This is a genomic window from Pelomonas parva (assembly GCF_043555835.1).
GTDB lineage: Bacteria > Pseudomonadota > Gammaproteobacteria > Burkholderiales > Burkholderiaceae_C > Pelomonas > Pelomonas parva.
The window spans coordinates 325782-341630 of sequence record NZ_JBIGHV010000001.1 but is presented as its reverse complement, the minus strand read 5'-3'; the positions used below and the strand labels follow the sequence as shown (position 1 = coordinate 341630).

11 protein-coding genes are annotated in these 15849 nt (G+C 65.0%); 7 read left to right on the top strand and 4 right to left on the bottom strand.

The genetic code is table 11. The features are described from left to right. Window positions 1-42 precede the first annotated feature (42 nt). The 4 genes from ACG00Y_RS01305 to lptF are packed head-to-tail and all read right to left on the bottom strand — an operon-like array spanning window position 43 to window position 3573. Complete coding sequence (locus ACG00Y_RS01305) at window positions 43-987, bottom strand: CysB family HTH-type transcriptional regulator (RefSeq protein WP_394475457.1); 945 nt, start codon at window positions 985-987, stop codon at window positions 43-45. Further along, entirely contained in the window at window positions 984-1355 is a 372-nt protein-coding gene (locus ACG00Y_RS01300; protein WP_394475456.1) for a sirohydrochlorin chelatase, read from the bottom strand. Before ACG00Y_RS01300 ends, ACG00Y_RS01305 begins: the two co-directional genes overlap by 4 nt. Next, a complete protein-coding gene (gene lptG / locus ACG00Y_RS01295) occupies window positions 1352-2479 on the bottom strand; it encodes an LPS export ABC transporter permease LptG (protein ID WP_394475454.1) in 1128 nt (375 codons plus the stop codon). The genes ACG00Y_RS01300 and lptG overlap by 4 nt, the downstream gene beginning before the upstream one ends. Continuing rightward, on the bottom strand, window positions 2476-3573 hold the full coding sequence (gene lptF, locus ACG00Y_RS01290) for an LPS export ABC transporter permease LptF (protein ID WP_394475453.1): 1098 nt from the start codon (window positions 3571-3573) through the stop codon (window positions 2476-2478). The genes lptG and lptF overlap by 4 nt, the downstream gene beginning before the upstream one ends. Before the next feature lie 30 nt (window positions 3574-3603). Here lptF and ACG00Y_RS01285 point away from each other — a divergent pair, with 30 nt between their 5' ends. The 7 genes from ACG00Y_RS01285 (at window position 3604) to prsT (ending at window position 15719) form a co-directional block, all read left to right on the top strand. Beyond that, the gene (locus ACG00Y_RS01285) at window positions 3604-5067 is read left to right on the top strand and encodes a leucyl aminopeptidase (RefSeq protein ID WP_394475452.1); all 1464 of its coding nucleotides are present in this window, start codon (window positions 3604-3606) and stop codon (window positions 5065-5067) included. Beyond that, a complete protein-coding gene (locus tag ACG00Y_RS01280) occupies window positions 5067-5489 on the top strand; it encodes a DNA polymerase III subunit chi (RefSeq protein ID WP_394475451.1) in 423 nt (140 codons plus the stop codon). The genes ACG00Y_RS01285 and ACG00Y_RS01280 overlap by 1 nt, the downstream gene beginning before the upstream one ends. 118 nt (window positions 5490-5607) lie before the next feature. Then, a complete protein-coding gene (locus tag ACG00Y_RS01275; RefSeq protein ID WP_394475450.1) occupies window positions 5608-6747 on the top strand; it encodes a branched-chain amino acid ABC transporter substrate-binding protein in 1140 nt (379 codons plus the stop codon). 671 nt (window positions 6748-7418) lie between these two features. Further along, a complete protein-coding gene (locus tag ACG00Y_RS01270) occupies window positions 7419-8801 on the top strand; it encodes a TIGR03013 family XrtA/PEP-CTERM system glycosyltransferase (protein ID WP_394475449.1) in 1383 nt (460 codons plus the stop codon). Window positions 8802-8861: 60 nt separating this feature from the next. Then, window positions 8862-11009 (top strand): XrtA/PEP-CTERM system histidine kinase PrsK, encoded by a 2148-nt coding sequence (gene prsK, locus ACG00Y_RS01265; RefSeq protein WP_394475448.1) that lies wholly within the window; start codon window positions 8862-8864, stop codon window positions 11007-11009. Further along, a complete protein-coding gene (gene prsR, locus ACG00Y_RS01260) occupies window positions 11006-12367 on the top strand; it encodes a PEP-CTERM-box response regulator transcription factor (RefSeq protein WP_394475447.1) in 1362 nt (453 codons plus the stop codon). The genes prsK and prsR overlap by 4 nt, the downstream gene beginning before the upstream one ends. Before the next feature lie 562 nt (window positions 12368-12929). After that, window positions 12930-15719 carry an XrtA/PEP-CTERM system TPR-repeat protein PrsT gene (gene prsT / locus ACG00Y_RS01255; protein ID WP_394475446.1) on the top strand — a complete coding sequence of 930 codons (2790 nt, stop codon included), beginning with the start codon at window positions 12930-12932 and terminating at the stop codon, window positions 15717-15719. Window positions 15720-15849: the final 130 nt, after the last annotated feature.

Sequence of the window (15849 nt, the reverse complement as noted above, 5' to 3'; positions counted from 1 at the left end):
GAGCCTGGGCGGCGCGGGCCATGCCCTTTGCCGCCCAGGCTCCTACAGATCGAAGTCGTCCGCCTCGCCGTTCATCGCCTTCTCGATGAGGCGGCGGCTGAGGCGCTCGGACAGCAGCTCGGCGAAGGTGTAGACGTAGTTGCGCAGGTAGGCGCCACGCTTGAAGGCGATGCGCGTGACGTTGCTGCCGAGCAGCGTGCCCAGCGGCCGGGCGACGAGGTCGTTGTTGGCCGGTTCGTCGCGCATGGCCATCTCGGCGACGATGCCCACGCCCATGCCCAGGCGCACATAGGTCTTGATGACGTCCGAGTCGATGGCCTCCAGCACGATGTTGGGCGTCAGGTGGCGCGAGGCGAAGGCCTTGTCGATGCGCGTGCGGCCGGTGAAGCTGGGGTGGTAGGACACCAGCGGCTCGGCGGCGAGCTGCTCCAGGCTGATGCGCTCGTGCGCCGCGAGCGGGTGGTCGCGCGGCACCACCATCACGTGCTGCCATTCGTAGCAGGGCAGGGTGACCAGCTCGGGGTATTGCGCCAGCGACTCGGTCGCCAGCCCCAGGTCGGCGGTCTCGTCGATGAGCATGCGGGCGACCTGGTCCGGGCTGCCCTGGTGCAGGCTGACTCGCAGCAGCGGCATCTGCTTGCGCAACTGGGCGACCGGCGTGGGCAACACGTAGCGAGCCTGCGTGTGGGTCGTCGCGATCGAGAAGGTGCCGCTGTCCTGGCGCGAGTACTCCTCGCCGATGCGCTTCAGGTTGCCCACCTCGCGCAGGATGATCTCGATGCAGGCCAGCACCTGCTGACCCGGTTCGGTGATGCGGCGCAGCCGCTTGCCGTGGCGCGAGAAGATGTCGACGCCCAGTTCCTCCTCCAGCTCCAGGATGGCCTTGGACACGCCCGGCTGCGACGTGAACAGTGCCTTGGCCGTCTCGGTCAGGTTGAGGTTGCGGCGGGCGGCTTCCTGGACGAAGCGGAATTGGTGGAGGTTCATTCGAGCACTGAGAGACAGGCTTGGCCGATGGCGTTGAGAACGGCGTCCTGATCGCCAAGAGGCGCATGCAGCTGCCATTCGATGGCGTCGCCATGCTGTTCGCGCAGGCGGTCCAGCAGCAGCGGCACATCGCGCCGCACATGGCCGCCGGTGCCGAGAAAGAGGGGCAGCACATGCACGCGCGTGCAGCCGGCGGCGGCCAGCTGCGCGGCAGCCCCGTCCATGTCGGGCGACATGAATTCCAGATAGGCCATCGCCACTGGCGTGTCGGGCCGCGCGGCCTGCAGCCGCTCGCTGACGATCTCGAACGGTCGCGCCCACGCAGGGTCGCGGGCGCCATGGGCGAACAGCAGCAGGCCGTCTTTCATCGGTATCTCACAAGCCAGGTGAAGGCCGCCATCGACAGCCCCATGTAGATCAGGCTGGGCGTGGCCGCCACGGCCCACGGCGTCCAGTTCTTCAGCAGGCCCAGGTGGCCGGCGACGTTGTTCAGCAGCACGAAGCTGATGCCCAGCATGATGCCGCCGAACACCTTGATGCTGATGCCGCCCGCGCGGCCGTGCAGGTAGGCGAAGGGCAGGGCCAGCGCCACCATGACGAAGCAGGCGAACGGGTAGAAGGCCTTGCGCCAGAACTGGATGTTGTGCGCCTGGGCGGACTGCTCCTGCGCCGAGAGGTGGGCGGTGTAGCGGTACAGCTCCAGCGTCGACATCGACATGGCGGGCAGCACGGCCGCCGCGATGACGCCGGCATGCAACGAGCTTTGCCAGGTCAGGTTGTCCATCTGCTGCTCGCTGACGACGGCTTCGCCGACGGAGCCGCTGGCCGTCGCGGCGCCCGGGTTCCAGACCGTGCGTTTGACCGACTGCAGATGCCACAGGCCCTGGCCGCTCACGGTGGCCTTGCCGGCCTCGGTGCGCGACATCAGCCGGCCTTCGTTGTCGAACTCGAAGATACGCACGTCCTCCAGGTCGCCGCCGCTGCCGGCGCGGCCGACCTGGACCGAGTAGCTGCGCTGCTGGCCGTCGACCTCGCGGTGGTCCTTGAGCCAGGCGCCGCGCTTGGGCGGGTTGGCGCTGCGGCTGAAGCGGGTGCGCATCTCATCGCTGATGCGATCGACCTGCGGCGCCACGAAGTCGCCGACGACGAAGGTCAGCACCGCAAACGCGGCAGCCAGGCCGGCCAGCAGGCCCAGCGCGCGCGCCGGGCCCAGGCCGCCGGTGCGCAGGATGGTGAACTCGCTGCTCTGCGCCATGCGGGCCAGCGCGACGATGGCGCCGATCAGCACGGCGATGGGGAAGAGTTCGTAGAAGTTCCCCGGCAGCTCCATGGCGGCCAGCAGCGCGGCCTGCGCGGCGCCGGCGCCGACGCGCGACATGCGCTCCACCTCGTCGACGAAGTTGATGAAGAAGTCCAGCGCCAGGAAGGCCAGCGCGACCAGCGCGACCGAGCCGACGATGTCCTTGTAGAGCAGGCGACGGACGGTTTTCATGCTGCGGGCAACGCGGTGCGACGGCGCAGGCAGAAGCGGTTGCCGTTGTCACGCAGCCAGATGACGGCCAGCGCCAGGAAGAGGGCGCTGCCATGCAGGGTGATCAGCGCGCGTGGCAGCGACGTGCGGCCATTGCTGACCCAGGCCTGCGACAGGTTGATGAGGTTGAAGTAGACGATGAAGGCCAGCAGCGCGAACAGCAGGTTCCAGTTGTTGGCGCGGCGCGGGTTGGAGGCGGCCAGGCCGACACCCAGCAAGGCCATGTTGACGCCGCCGAGGATCATCCCGAAGCGCCAGGCCAGCTCGCCGTGGTTCTTGGGCGTTGGCGTGCGCAGCAAGTCCAGCGTCGCCGTCGCCTTGGGCGGCAACTGGCTGGCATTGGCCAGCACCTGCGTGTCGGTCAGCACCTTGTACTGCTCGAAGCGGGCCAGGCTTTTCTCGCCGGTCGAGGCGCGGGTCTCGTTGCGCTGGCCCTTGTCCAGCACCAGGAAGCGGTCGTCGCCCTCCATCTCCAGTCGGCCGCGCGATGCCGTCGTGACCGACTCGCGCTCGTTCTCGCTGGACAGGATGAAGACATTGCGGCCGGTGGCTGCATCGTCGCCATCGCGTTCAATAAAGAACACGCGACTGCCGTCGCGCGAGCTCTGGAACTGCCCGGGCGCGACGCGCGACAGGTCGCTGCGCTTCTGGTAGCGGTCGCGCAGCTCGGCGCTGTTCTGGTTGCCCCAGGGCCAGACGACCAGCTCGAGCACGACGACGGCCAGCAGCACCGGCCAGGCCATGCGCAGCACCGGCCGCACGAAGCGCGACAGCGGGATGCCGCTGGCGAACCAGATCGTCATCTCCGACTCGCGGTAGGACCGGCCCAACGTGACGACGACGGCGATGAAGAGCGACAGGATGAGCATGGTCGCCAGGTGGGCGATGGTGGCGTAGCCCATCAGCAGCACCACGTCCTGCGGCGCCACATTGCCGCCGGCGGCCTGGCCCAGCGTCTTGATCAGGGTCTGCGTCAGCATGATGGTCAGGATGACCACCAGCGTGACCCCGAAGCTCTTTGCCAACTCTGACCGCGTGGATGAATCGAATAACATCAAACGCACTTCTTTCTACTTCTGGTCATTATGGACTTCAAGGTTCAAGCCACTGAGCTGGACGCACTCGCCACCGCAGGTGCTGACGCTCTCATCGTGGTGCTGGGTGGCGACTCGCTGCCCCAAGGTCTGGACGCCGCCGTCGCCAAACATGCGCAGGCAGCGATCAAGCTCGGTGATTTCACGCTGAAGGCGGGTCAGGTCTCGACCCTGACGCAGCCCGGAGGCATCAAGGCCCCCCGCCTGGTGCTGGTGTCCAGCGGCAAGACGACGCTGGCCGCCGCGCGTGCCGCGTTGTCGGCGGGCCTGGCCCAGGTCAAGCCGCGCGGCGTGGTCAGCGCGGCCGTGGCGTTCGCCGGCTTCGAGGCCGATCTGGCCGAGTCGCTGGCTGAGCAGACCGCGATCGCCGGCACCGATGCGGTCTACCTTTATCGCCACACCAAGCCCAGCGCGCCTGCGGCGCCCAAGCTGGCCAAGCTGGCACTGCTGGTGGGCAAGAGCGCACAGAAGCAGGCCAAGGCCGGCCTGGCGCGCGGTGAGGCGATTGCCGCCGGCATCGAGCTGGCGCGTGAGTGCGCCAACCGCCCGGCCAACTACGCGACGCCCACGTATCTGGGTCAGGTCGTGCAGCAGATCGGCAAGACGCACGGCCTGAAGGTCGAAGTCATGGACAAGAAGGCCGTCGAGAAGCTCGGCATGGGTAGCTTCCTGTCGGTCGCCCAGGGCTCGGACGAGCCGCTGCGCTTCATCGTCGCCCGCTATGAAGGCGCGGCCAAGACGGTGGCGCCGGTCGTGCTGGTTGGCAAAGGCATCACCTTCGACACCGGCGGCATCTCGCTGAAACCGGGTGCAGAGATGGATGAGATGAAGTTCGACATGGGTGGCGCGGCGAGCGTCATCGGCACGCTGCGCGCGGTGGCCGAGCTTAAGCCCAAGCTCAACCTCGTCGTCATCGTTGCGGCCTGCGAGAACATGCCCAGCGGTCGTGCGGTCAAGCCGGGCGACGTGGTCACGTCGATGTCCGGCCAGACCATCGAGATCCTGAACACCGATGCGGAAGGGCGCCTCATCCTCTGCGACGCGCTGACCTATGCCGAGCGCTTCAAGCCCGCCGTCGTCGTCGATGTGGCCACGCTGACCGGCGCCTGCGTCATCGCGCTGGGCGGCGTGCGTAGTGGCATGTACGCGAGCGACGACGAACTGGCTGCCGCGCTGACCAGTGCCGGCGACGCGGCGCTTGACCCCTGCTGGCGCATGCCGCTGGACGACGAGTACGCCGAAGGCCTGAAGAGCAACTTCGCCGACGTGCCCAACATCGCCGGCCGCGCGGGCGGCTCCATCACGGCAGCCAAGTTCCTGCAGCGGTTTGCCACCAAATACCGCTGGGGCCATCTGGACATTGCCGGCACGGCCTGGAAGGGCGGCGCAGCGAAGGGCTCGACCGGCCGGCCGGTGGGGCTGCTGACCCACTTCGTGCTGAGCCAGGCCAAGTAGTGCCCCAGCAGGTCAGCTTCTACAGCGACGCGGCCGACCCGTTGCACTACGCCTGCCGGCTGATTCGTCGCGCCCTCGCGTCGGGGAAGCCCGTGGGCGTTTGCGTCCCCGCAGCCATCGCTCCCCGGCTCGACGAGTTGCTGTGGAGCTTCGACGCTGCGGAGTTCATTCCACATCGGCGTTGGGACGGCACGACACCGCCCGCTCCCGGGGAGGTGCTGCTCGTCGATGATGCATCGCGCCTGCCGCATCGTGGCCTGCTGTTGAACCTTGGCGATGACATGCCCGGTGATGCCTTCGAATTCGAGCGCGTGCTCGAAGTAGTCGGTTGCGAGCCTTCGGTGGTCCGCTCAGGCCGCCAGCGCTACCGCGCCTATCTGCAGGCGGGCGCGAACCTGGATCACTTTTCTGCAGCAGGTTGACAGCCTTTTGTCCACGCTTTCCCGAACTGAGTGCCCTCTGTATTTGGGATATGTTCAATTCGTTGAAAGTTCAACAGTTCTCGTTGGTTCGTTCCTCTCTTCCAAACGGAGTTCAAGTATGCAAATCAGATTGAATGTGGTGGTCGGTGCAGTTGCTGCGCTGCTCAGCGGCGCAGCAATGTCCCAGGAGGTGGTCAAGATCGGCCACGTCGGCCCCACCAGCGGCCAGATTGCCCACCTGGGCAAAGACAATGAGCTGGGCGCCCGCCTGGCGATCGAAGAGCTGAACGCCAAGGGCGTCACCATCGGCGGCAAGAAGGTCAAGCTGGAACTGCTGGCGGAAGACGATGCCGGCGATCCGAAGCAAGGCACCGCCGCTGCGCAGAAGCTGGTCGACGCCAAGGTCAATGGCGTCGTCGGGCACCTGAACTCCGGCACCTCCATCCCGGCCTCCAAGATCTACAGCGATGCGGGCATTCCGCAGATTTCGCCGTCCGCAACCAACCCCAAGTTCACGCGCAACGGCTACAAGACGACGTTCCGCGTCGTCGCCGATGACGTGCACCTGGGCGGCACGCTGGGCCGCTACGCCGCCAAGGACTTGAAGGGCAAGTCGATCGCCGTCATCGACGACCGTACCGCCTACGGCCAAGGCGTTGCCGACGAGTTCGAGAAGGGCGTCAAGGGCGCCGGTGGCAAGGTGGTCGGCCGCGAATTCACCAACGACAAGGCCACGGACTTCACCGCCATCCTGACCTCCCTGAAGGGCAAGAAGCCCGACATCGTCTTCTTCGGTGGTATGGACGCCGTGGCCGGTCCGATGCTTCGCCAGATGAAGCAACTGGGTATCGAAGCCAAGTTCATGGGCGGCGATGGTATCTGCACGGGTGAGTTGCCCAAGCTGGCCGCCGGCACCATGGGTGACGGTCAGGTCGTCTGCGCCGAAGCGGGTGGCGTGGAGGGCGCTGCCAAGAAGTCGCTGGATGACTTCCGTGCCAAGTTCAAGGCCAAGTTCAACACCGACGTTCAGATCTACGCGCCCTACGTCTATGACGCGGTGAACGTGCTGGTGGACGCCATGGTCCGCGCCAAATCGTCTGACCCGGCCAAGTACCTGTCGGAACTGGCCAAGACGTCCAACTACAAGGGCGTGACCGGCACCATCGCCTTCGATGCCAAGGGTGACATCAAGAACGGCTCGCTGACCCTGTACACGTACAAGGCCGGCGCCCGCGAGCAGATCGCCGTGGTCCGCTGACCCTCTGCCTTGCATGCAACGCCCGCCTGCCCGGCGGGCGTTTTTGCTGACACGAACCCGCCGCTCGGCGGGTTCGTCGCCTCTGGGTAGCTTGTTTCGAAACTTCGCGTGGCCTTGGACGATAAATGAATGCCAACTGCGACAGCGTTCTGAGGCAAACCTTCGGACAGGCCTGATTTCAGTATTGGCACGTAGTTATTCACGGGTGCCTTCGTGCTTTGGGGTGCGCCGCTGCAACGGTGAAAAGGTTTCGCTGGATTTCAAGGCGCGGCCTGTGCGTTACGCACGGTTTGCCGGGCATCGCGCTGGCCTGTCATGGTGCTGTCTTCGGCTTTCGGTTCTACTGCCGCCGGTCGTGTGAGTGGCTGGTGCGGTCGTTGTGGAAGCCGGCATTGCTGGAGGCGGATTCAAGGGGCGCGGACCCTCCAAACGGGGGGCTTTCAAGCCTGGGAGGCAAGGGCATGATGCCGGCGCGATAAAGGCTTACACGCTGGAGCCGTCGTGGCGTCAGACCGGAACTCCCAACGCCCGGTCGAGCGGTTGCTGACACGGCTGGCGGAAAAGGCTCATGCAGCTTGCGCGCCGAGATTGGCGGAATATCGAAGCGATTCGAATTCGTCGATCGTTTGGCAGATGCGGACGGCGCAGAGCGGTAGTGATCGGGGATTTCAATGATTCGAATATTCAACCATTACCTGCACAGGCAGACCTTGCTACAGGTCTTTTTTGATCTGGGGCTGATTGTCTTTGCCGTTATCGCTGTCGTTCTGAGCCAGGGCGAAGCGGCCCAGACCGTGCTGCCCTTCGCTGCGTCACACGGGTTGTCGCTGGCCGGCTGCATGTTCGTGATCAATTCCGCGACGGGCTTCTACCAGCACGTGCACAACCGCTCCGTCACGGAGTCTTGCGCCCGCGCGCTGTTTGGCCTGTTGTTCGGCCTGCCGCTGGCCTATGCCATCTTCAGCCTCGTCCCGTCGGACACCAGCCATCGCGACCTGCTGACGCTCGTGGCCATGGGCGCTGTTGCTGCCGTCATGGTGCATCGCGTCTACGCGGCGCACTCCGGTACTCAGGCACGGCTGCGCAGTCGCATCCTGATCTTCGGTACTGGTCCGGCCGCTCGCACGGTCGGCAACACGCTGCGTGCGTCGGACCCACATGCGCAAATCGTCGGCTACTACGCCGGTCCCAACGAAGAACAGCATGAAGTGCCCGCCGCCGAGATCGTCAACGACGGCGCCACGCTGACTGAGGCGGCGTTGAGGCACAACGTCGACGAAATCGTCGTCGCGCTGAGCGAGCGTCGCGGTGGCAGCATGCCGCTGCGCCAGTTGCTCGACTGCAAGCTGTCCGGTGTTCGCGTCGTCGACATTGCGACGCACTTCGAGAAGACGCTGGCGCAGATCAACATCAAACATGTCAACGCCGGCTGGCTGGTGTTTGGCGATGGCTTCAGCCAGGGGCTGCTGCGAGCGGCCATCAAGCGCGTCTGCGACATCATCTTTGCGACGCTGATCCTGGCGGTCTCGTGGCCGGTCATGTTGATCACGGCCATCGCCATCCGCGTGGAGTCGCGCGGCCCGGTGCTCTACCGTCAGGAGCGTGTCGGCCTGAATGGCGTGCCGGTCAAGGTCATCAAGTTCCGAAGCATGCGCACCGATGCCGAGAAGGACGGCAAGCCCCGCTGGGCGACCAAGAACGATGACCGCGTGACGCGCGTGGGTCGCTTCATCCGCAAGGTGCGCATCGACGAACTGCCGCAGCTTTTCAATGTGCTTTGGGGCGAGATGAGCATGGTGGGCCCGCGTCCCGAGCGCCAGTTCTTCGTCGATGAGCTGGTCGCCAAGATCCCCTATTACGCCGTGCGCCACAGTGTGAAGCCGGGTGTGACGGGCTGGGCGCAGGTGCGCTACGAATACGGCTCGACGATCGAGGACTCGGTCGAGAAGCTGCAGTACGACCTGTACTACGTCAAGAACCACTCGCTCTTCCTTGATCTCCTGATCATGCTGGAGACTGTGGCCGTCGTGCTGACAGGTAAGGGCGCGCGCTGACCCTGTTCTATCTGCGTCAGCGCCGACGCCGCCCAGGTACGGGGCGTCCTGGAATTCCCCATGCTTGGCGCTGAATTGGACTCCGCCCCCGGCGCCTGGTTGCAGGCGCTCGCTCCTTTGGCATCGTTGAGCAGCCTGGGTGCCCTGATCTGCTGCGCGGCCTACGGGCTTTTTGCGCTCTATTTTGCGCAACGGCTCCTGCGCGGTCGGCTCCCCGTCACTCCGCTTGCGCTGGTGTTCTTGGCCGCGCTGGCAATCAGTGCGGCCTGGGCGGGCACGGCCTTGGCGGACGGCTTGCGGCATTGGTCTGATCGTCTGCCGACGTGGATCGTGCCCTGCGTCGACCTGCTGCGGTTCAGCCTCTGGTTTGCTTTTGTGCTGATGCTGTTGCCACGCACCAGGCCTGGCGGCGGCGTGCGCTGGGCCCGCTTGGCGGTGGTGGCCGTGGTGGTGGCCCAACTCGCGCTGATCGTCGTGGCCGAGAACCTCCCACCCGAGGCATTGACGCGACCGCAGGCCTTCTCGTCGCTGGCCCTGGCGGTGCTGGGCCTGGTGCTGGTTGAGCAGATGCTGCGCAACGCCACCGCCGATGCGCGCTGGAACGCCAAGCCGGTCTGTCTTGGTCTGGGGGGCATCTTCGTCTTCGACCTTTTCATCGGTTCACAGGCCGCCTTGTTCCAGCGCTTCGATGGTGAGGCGGCCAGCGTGCGCACCCTGGTGCACGCGGCCGCCGTGCCGCTGCTCTATGTCGCTTCGCGCCGCTACGGGGATTGGCTGGGCAAGCTGCATGTGTCCCGTGCTGCGGTGTTTCACTCGGCCGCGCTGCTGCTGGTCGGCGCCTACCTGCTGATCGTGGCCGCAGTCGGCTACTACGTGCGCTACACGGGCGGCCAGTGGGGGCGGGCGCTGTCGGTGGCGCTGGTCTTCGTGGCGCTGGTCGCGCTGGCGCTGCTGGTGGCGTCGGGCTCCATGCGGTCAAGGCTGCGTGTCTACATCAGCAAGAACTTCTTCAGCTATCGCTACGACTATCGCGAGGAGTGGCTGCGCTTCACGCAGCTGCTGTCCAGCAGCGCTGAGCCTCAGCACATGGCCGAGACCGTCGTGCGCGCGTTGGCCAATCTGGTCGAAAGCCCCAGCGGCATGCTTTGGCTGCAACGGGCCGCCGACGCCGACTTCCTGCAGGCGGCGCGCTGGAACCTGCCGGCGCAGCCGGGCATGGAGGCGCGCGACGGCTCGCTGGCCACTTTCTGGCGCGAGCGCGCCTGGATCATCGATGTGGAGGAATGGCGTGAGCGCCGCGAGGCTTACCCGGGCCTGGAGCTGCCGACATGGCTGTCGGAGGAGCCCCGTTGCTGGCTCATCGTGCCCCTGCTCGTGCGCGAGGCGCTGATCGGCTTTGTCGTGCTGGGCAAGCCTCGCGTCGTCGTGGAACTGAACTGGGAGGTGCGCGACCTGCTGCGCACGGCCGCCAGCCAGGCCTCGGGCTATCTGGCCCAGGCGCAGGCCACCGAGGCGCTGCTGGAGGCGCGCAAGTTCGATGCCTTCAACCGCATGTCGGCCTTCGTCGTGCACGATCTCAAGAACATCGTCACCCAGCTCTCGCTGATGATGAAGAACGCCAAGCGCCTGCGCGACAACCCCGAGTTCCAGCAGGACATGCTGGACACGGTCGAGAACTCGCTGGAGAAGATGCGGCAACTGATGCTGCAGTTGCGCCAGGGTGACAAGCCACACGGCGTGACCAGTGGCGTCGATCTCGAGCAGATTGCCAGGCGCCTGGCCGCCGCTGCGGCGAGCAAGGGCAGGGTGCTTGAACTGGAGCTGCAGCCCGGCGTCAGCACGCGCGGGCATGTGGAGCGCGTCGAGCGCGTGCTTGGCCATGTGGTGCAGAACGCCTTCGACGCCACGCCGACCGAAGGCAGCGTGCGATTGACGCTGGATGCCGAGGGCAGCCAGGCTCGGGTCTGCGTAGCCGATACAGGCTGCGGCATGACGGAGGATTTCATACAGAATCGCCTCTTCAAGCCGTTCCAGACCACGAAGGCAAGCGGCATGGGCATCGGCGCCCACGAGAGCTATCAATATGTGCAGGAACTGGGAGGCAAGATCAGCGTGCAAAGTGAACTGAACCGGGGCACCACCGTGACCCTGCTGCTGCCTCTGTTCCGCGCCCAGGCGGACGCGCCGCTGGCGCTTGAGGCCCGATGAACACGCCCCGGCACGCGCCACTGCTCATCGTCGAAGACGACCTTGCGCTGCAGAAGCAGCTGAAGTGGTCGCTGGATCGTTTCGAGTCCGTGACCGCCGACGACGTTGCGAGTGCCGTGCTGCAGTTCAGGCGCCACAACCCTGCGGTCGTCACCATGGACCTCGGCCTGCCACCGGACCGCGACTCGGTGTCCGAAGGCTTCAAGTGCCTCGAGAAGCTGCTGGAGCTCGACCCCGGCGTCAAGGTCATCGTACTCACCGGCCAGAACGACCAGGGCAACGCGCTGCGCGCGATCCGCATGGGCGCCTACGACTTCCTGGCCAAGCCGGTCGACCCTGACGTGCTCAGCCTCACCGTCGAGCGCGCCTATCGCCTCTATGAACTGCAGCAGGAGAACCGCCGCCTGCAGATGCAGCAGAGCAGTGACGTCTTCTCGGGTCTCGTCACGCGCGATCCTGGCATGCAGCGGGTGTGCCGCATGATCGAGAAGGTCGCCCCCAGCGACGCGACCGTGCTGCTGCTCGGCGAGAGTGGTACCGGCAAGGAGGTGCTCGCCCAAGGGGTGCACGATGCGTCCAAGCGCAAAGGGCGCTTTGTCGCCATCAACTGCGCGGCCATTCCCGAGACCTTGCTGGAGAGCGAACTCTTCGGCTACGAGAAGGGTGCATTCACCGGCGCAACCAAGTCGACGCTCGGCAAGATCGAGACGGCCAATGGCGGGACGCTGATGCTCGACGAAATCGGTGACCTGCCCATGCCGCTGCAGGCCAAGCTGCTGCGCTTCCTGCAGGAGCGGGTCATCGAGCGAGTCGGCGGCCGGCAGGAGATCCCCATCGACGTGCGCGTCGTGGGCGCGACCCATCAGGACCTGAAGGCGCGCATCGTGGATGGGCGCTTCCGCGAAGACCTCTACTACCGGCTGGCCGAGATCGTCGTCGACATCCCGCCGCTGCGGGAGCGCTTGGGCGATCCGGTCTTGCTGGCCCATGCCTTTGCGCGCCGCTTCGCCACCGAGATGCGTCGCCCCGTACCGACGCTTGCCGACGACGCGGTGCACGCACTTGAGGCCCATCGCTGGCCAGGCAATGTGCGCGAACTACAGAACATCGTCAAACGAGCCGTCATCATGGCGGATGAAGATCGCATCACTGCGGCGGACCTGGGCTTGCGCGCTTCGCCCTCGGATGCCAGCGACGACAACGATCTTGACCTGCGCACCGTGCGCGAGAACGCGGAGCGCCATGCCGTCATCACCGCACTTGCCCGCACCGACGGCAACATCGTCAAGGCGGCCGAAGTGCTGGGCGTCAGCCGACCGACGCTCTACGACCTGATGAACAGGTTGCAGATCAGGTGACGACGATGAGGACAAAGTGCTGGCGTCCACGGCAGGTTGCGTCGAATTGACCTGTACCAGCCCAATCACTCAACGGGCCGGCAGGGAGTCCGCCATGAGTGTGACTCGACGTTCTCTCGCGAAGCGATGGTTTCACCGGGCGATGCGGCAGGCGCTTCCCCGCCTCCCATCGCCGACGTCATCATGGCCCGGCTGATGCATGGCACGCACACGATCGCGCTCTAGGGTAAGTCGCTGCGCCGGGGAGCATCCCGGGCCTGGCCCATGCGGCCGATTCCACGCTGATCGCGGACAGTTGACCTGCCATCAGGGTCGTCACTCAGGCGCCCCACTCAGTGGGTCCGAGATCGCCCCGGAACACTGTCCGCGATCAGTGGAATACGCAGCTCGAACGTGCCCATGATCAAATCGCTTTACGCAGTGATCGACCAATTGTTGATCACTCATTCGAGGCTCACTGGCATGCGCTGGAAGGGCTACAGCCGACTTCGCACCGACTGCCTTCCGGCGGTTTCACTCGCAGCACCGATCGGTGCTGCCCATTCTTCTGATTGCTGATCTCATGAACAAAGCTACGTCATCTGGAGTTGGCGCAAAGCGCAGGTGCGCGGCCGGGTTGGCGCTCTCTGGCGTCCTGCTGGTTGGATGCTTCGACAAGTCAGCCGAGCAATATCTCGCGGCCGCCAGGGTCGACATGGCCAAGAAGGACAACGCCGCTGCGGTGATCCAGCTGAAGAATGCGCTGCAGAACAATCCTTCGCTCGCCGAAGCCCGCCTCCTGCTTGGTCAGGCGCTGCTGCAAAGCGGCGATCCGCGCGGTGCGCTGACCGAACTCGGCAAGGCAAGGGAGCTGGGCTTCAAGGGCGATCAGCTCGAGCCGTTGACGGCCCAAGCGATGTTGGGGCTGAACGAGTTTGCCAAGGTGATCTCCGAGTTCGCAGATACGAAGCCGGCTTCGAACACCGATCTGGCCGATCTGCAGGCGTCTCTGGCCGTGGCCTACAGCGCCACCGGCAACGCTGCGAAGGCCATGGAGTTAGCCAATGCGGCGGTGTCCGGGGATCCGGACAACCTGCGGGCGCAATTGATCCGCGTCCGTCTGGTGGCTGCTGTTTCGGGGCCGGCCGAGGGTTTCCATGCCGTTGAAGCGGTACTCGCGAAGTCGCCGCAAAGCGCCGATGGCTGGCAGATCCAGGGTGACCTGCTGGGCTTGCAGGGTAAGGCGGACGCAGCGATGGTGTCCTACCGCAAGGCGATCACGTTGGACAAGGCTCACGTGCTGGCCCGCGTCGGTGCCTTTCATCTCCTGCTGGCGAAGAAGGACCTGGACGGCGCTAAGGTCGAGCTGGATGCCTTGCGCAACGCGCGTGGTGCGGCGGGGCAAGTGAAGTTGCTGACGGTGCTGCTGGCCCTGGAGCGCAACGATCTGGATGGCGCGCGCGACAGCATGCAAGCCCTGCTGAAGATTGCGCCGGAGGATGTGCGTGTGATGCATCTTGCCGGTGTCGTCGCGTTCCGGCGAAGTGCTTTGCTGGAGGCCGAGGACTTTCTGGGCAAGACCCTCCACGTTGATCCGGGCTTCGAAGAGGCCCGCGTGTTGCTGGCGCAGACGCAGTTGCGCGCCGGCGAGCCCGGCAAGGCCTTGAACTCGCTGCAACCTCTTCTCATAGAGGGCGGCACCAATACGTCTGCCTTGAGTGTTGCCGCCGAGGCCTACCTGCAGGCTGGCGATGCGCGCCGAGCCGAGGCGGCCTTCAACAAGATATCCAAGCTCAAACCGAACGACATTCCTAGCCGCGTTGCTCTGTCGATGGTCGACATCGACAAGGGCCGGGTAGAGCAGGGGATTGCAGCCTTGAGGGCCTTGTCTGCGGCAGACTCCAGCCCGGTACCAGATCTGGCGCTGATCGCTACCTTCATGCAGCGCAAGGACTGGGATCAGGCGTTGAAGTCGATAGAAGCGCTCGAGCGAAAGACGCCTGAAAGTGCCGGGCCTAGCAATCTGCGTGGGCGCATTGAACTGGTTCGCGGCAGTCAGGAAAAGGCTGCCCAGGCCTTCGAAGCGGCACTAAAGATTGATCCCGCCTACTACCCGGCCGCCGCCAGCCTGGCCACGCTCGATGTGGAAGCCAAGAAACCCGAGGCAGCCTTGAGTCGCTTCCAAAAGGTGCTCGCCGTCAATCCGAAGAGCCTCGCCGCCAATATGGCGCTGATCGGACTGCGCGAGCAGACCGGTGCCAACAAAGAAGAAATCGTCGCCGCGTTGGAGAAGTTGATCAAGCAGATGCCTAGCGAGCCGCGGCCGCGCCTGGCGTTGATCGAACTGCATTTGCGCCGCCAGCAGGCCAAGGAGGCCCTGTCTGTCGCTGCGGAGGCCGTTGCGGCGCTTCCGAACAACCCGAGCGTGCTCCGGCACTTGGCGGGTGTCCACGCCGTTACGGGTGATTACAACCAGGCCATCAGCTCTTACAACAAGCTGATTTCGCTTCAGCCCACTTCTCCGGAGCCGCTGATGCTGCTGGCCCAGGTCTATGCGGCGCGTGGAGACAAGGCGGCGTCGCGTCAGGCGATGGAGCGCGCGGTGAAGCTGAAGCCGAGTTTTCAACCGGCTCAGCGGGCATTGATTTCCAGCGAACTCGCCGCCGGAAACGTCGCTGAGGCGCAGCGGCTTAGCGACGCGATGAAGTCTCTGTATCCGAACGATCCGCTGGTGCTGTCCATTTCCGGCGACGTCGCGGTAGTGCGCAGGGACTGGGCTGGCGCCATACTGAACTACCGTGCAGCGCTGAACCTGCTGTCTCAGGTCGACGTGGCGATCAAGTTGCACCGGGTTCTGACCGGTGCGGGCAAGCAGCCAGAGGCTAGGCAATTCGAGTCCGAATGGCTGGCGCGGCATCCGACAGACCTGAAGTTCATGATCTATTCCGCCGATTCGATGTTGTTGCTGGCGAACTATGACGCGGCGCGGGAGCGCTATCTCGCGGTGCTGAAACTGCAACCGGACAACGCCAACGCGGCGAACAACGTCGCCTGGCTGCTGAACCGAAACAAGGATCAAAGAGCTTTGGAGTACGCGGAAAAGGCAACCAAGCTGGCGCCGGAAAACCTGGACTACCAGGACACTTTGGCGCAGATCCTGGCATCCAGCGGGCGGCTCGACAAGGCGATCAAGATCCAAAAGAAGGTGGTGGATCTCGCCCCTGACCATGCCGCACGTCGCTTCCACCTGGCGCAGTTTTACGTCAGCGCCGGTCAGAAGCAGCTGGCCAGCGAGCAACTACAGCGTCTGGCCCAATTGGGCGATGGTTTCGCGCAGCAAGGCGAAGTGAAGAAGTTGATCGAAGCGCTCTGAGCCCCTTGTCGGAAAACTTGACACTTGCGCCTGGGTGGGTTTCTTGGTGCCATGGAATGGCAAAAAAGTTGTTATTCGACAATGGTTTATGAGTTCTGGCACGGAGTCTGCTTGCTGGTAGGCAGGATCG

Bases quoted from the DNA above. Each gene is read 5' to 3' on its own strand.
- ACG00Y_RS01305 (WP_394475457.1), bottom strand. From the start codon at position 987: ATGAACCTCCACCAATTCCGCTTCGTCCAGGAAGCCGCCCGCCGCAAC.
- ACG00Y_RS01300 (WP_394475456.1), bottom strand. From the start codon at position 1,355: ATGAAAGACGGCCTGCTGCTGTTCGCCCATGGCGCCCGCGACCCTGCG.
- lptG (WP_394475454.1), bottom strand. From the start codon at position 2,479: ATGAAAACCGTCCGTCGCCTGCTCTACAAGGACATCGTCGGCTCGGTC.
- lptF (WP_394475453.1), bottom strand. From the start codon at position 3,573: ATGTTATTCGATTCATCCACGCGGTCAGAGTTGGCAAAGAGCTTCGGG.
- ACG00Y_RS01285 (WP_394475452.1), top strand. From the start codon at position 3,604: ATGGACTTCAAGGTTCAAGCCACTGAGCTGGACGCACTCGCCACCGCA.
- ACG00Y_RS01275 (WP_394475450.1), top strand. From the start codon at position 5,608: ATGCAAATCAGATTGAATGTGGTGGTCGGTGCAGTTGCTGCGCTGCTC.
- ACG00Y_RS01270 (WP_394475449.1), top strand. From the start codon at position 7,419: ATGATTCGAATATTCAACCATTACCTGCACAGGCAGACCTTGCTACAG.
- prsK (WP_394475448.1), top strand. From the start codon at position 8,862: ATGCTTGGCGCTGAATTGGACTCCGCCCCCGGCGCCTGGTTGCAGGCG.
- prsR (WP_394475447.1), top strand. From the start codon at position 11,006: ATGAACACGCCCCGGCACGCGCCACTGCTCATCGTCGAAGACGACCTT.
- prsT (WP_394475446.1), top strand. From the start codon at position 12,930: ATGAACAAAGCTACGTCATCTGGAGTTGGCGCAAAGCGCAGGTGCGCG.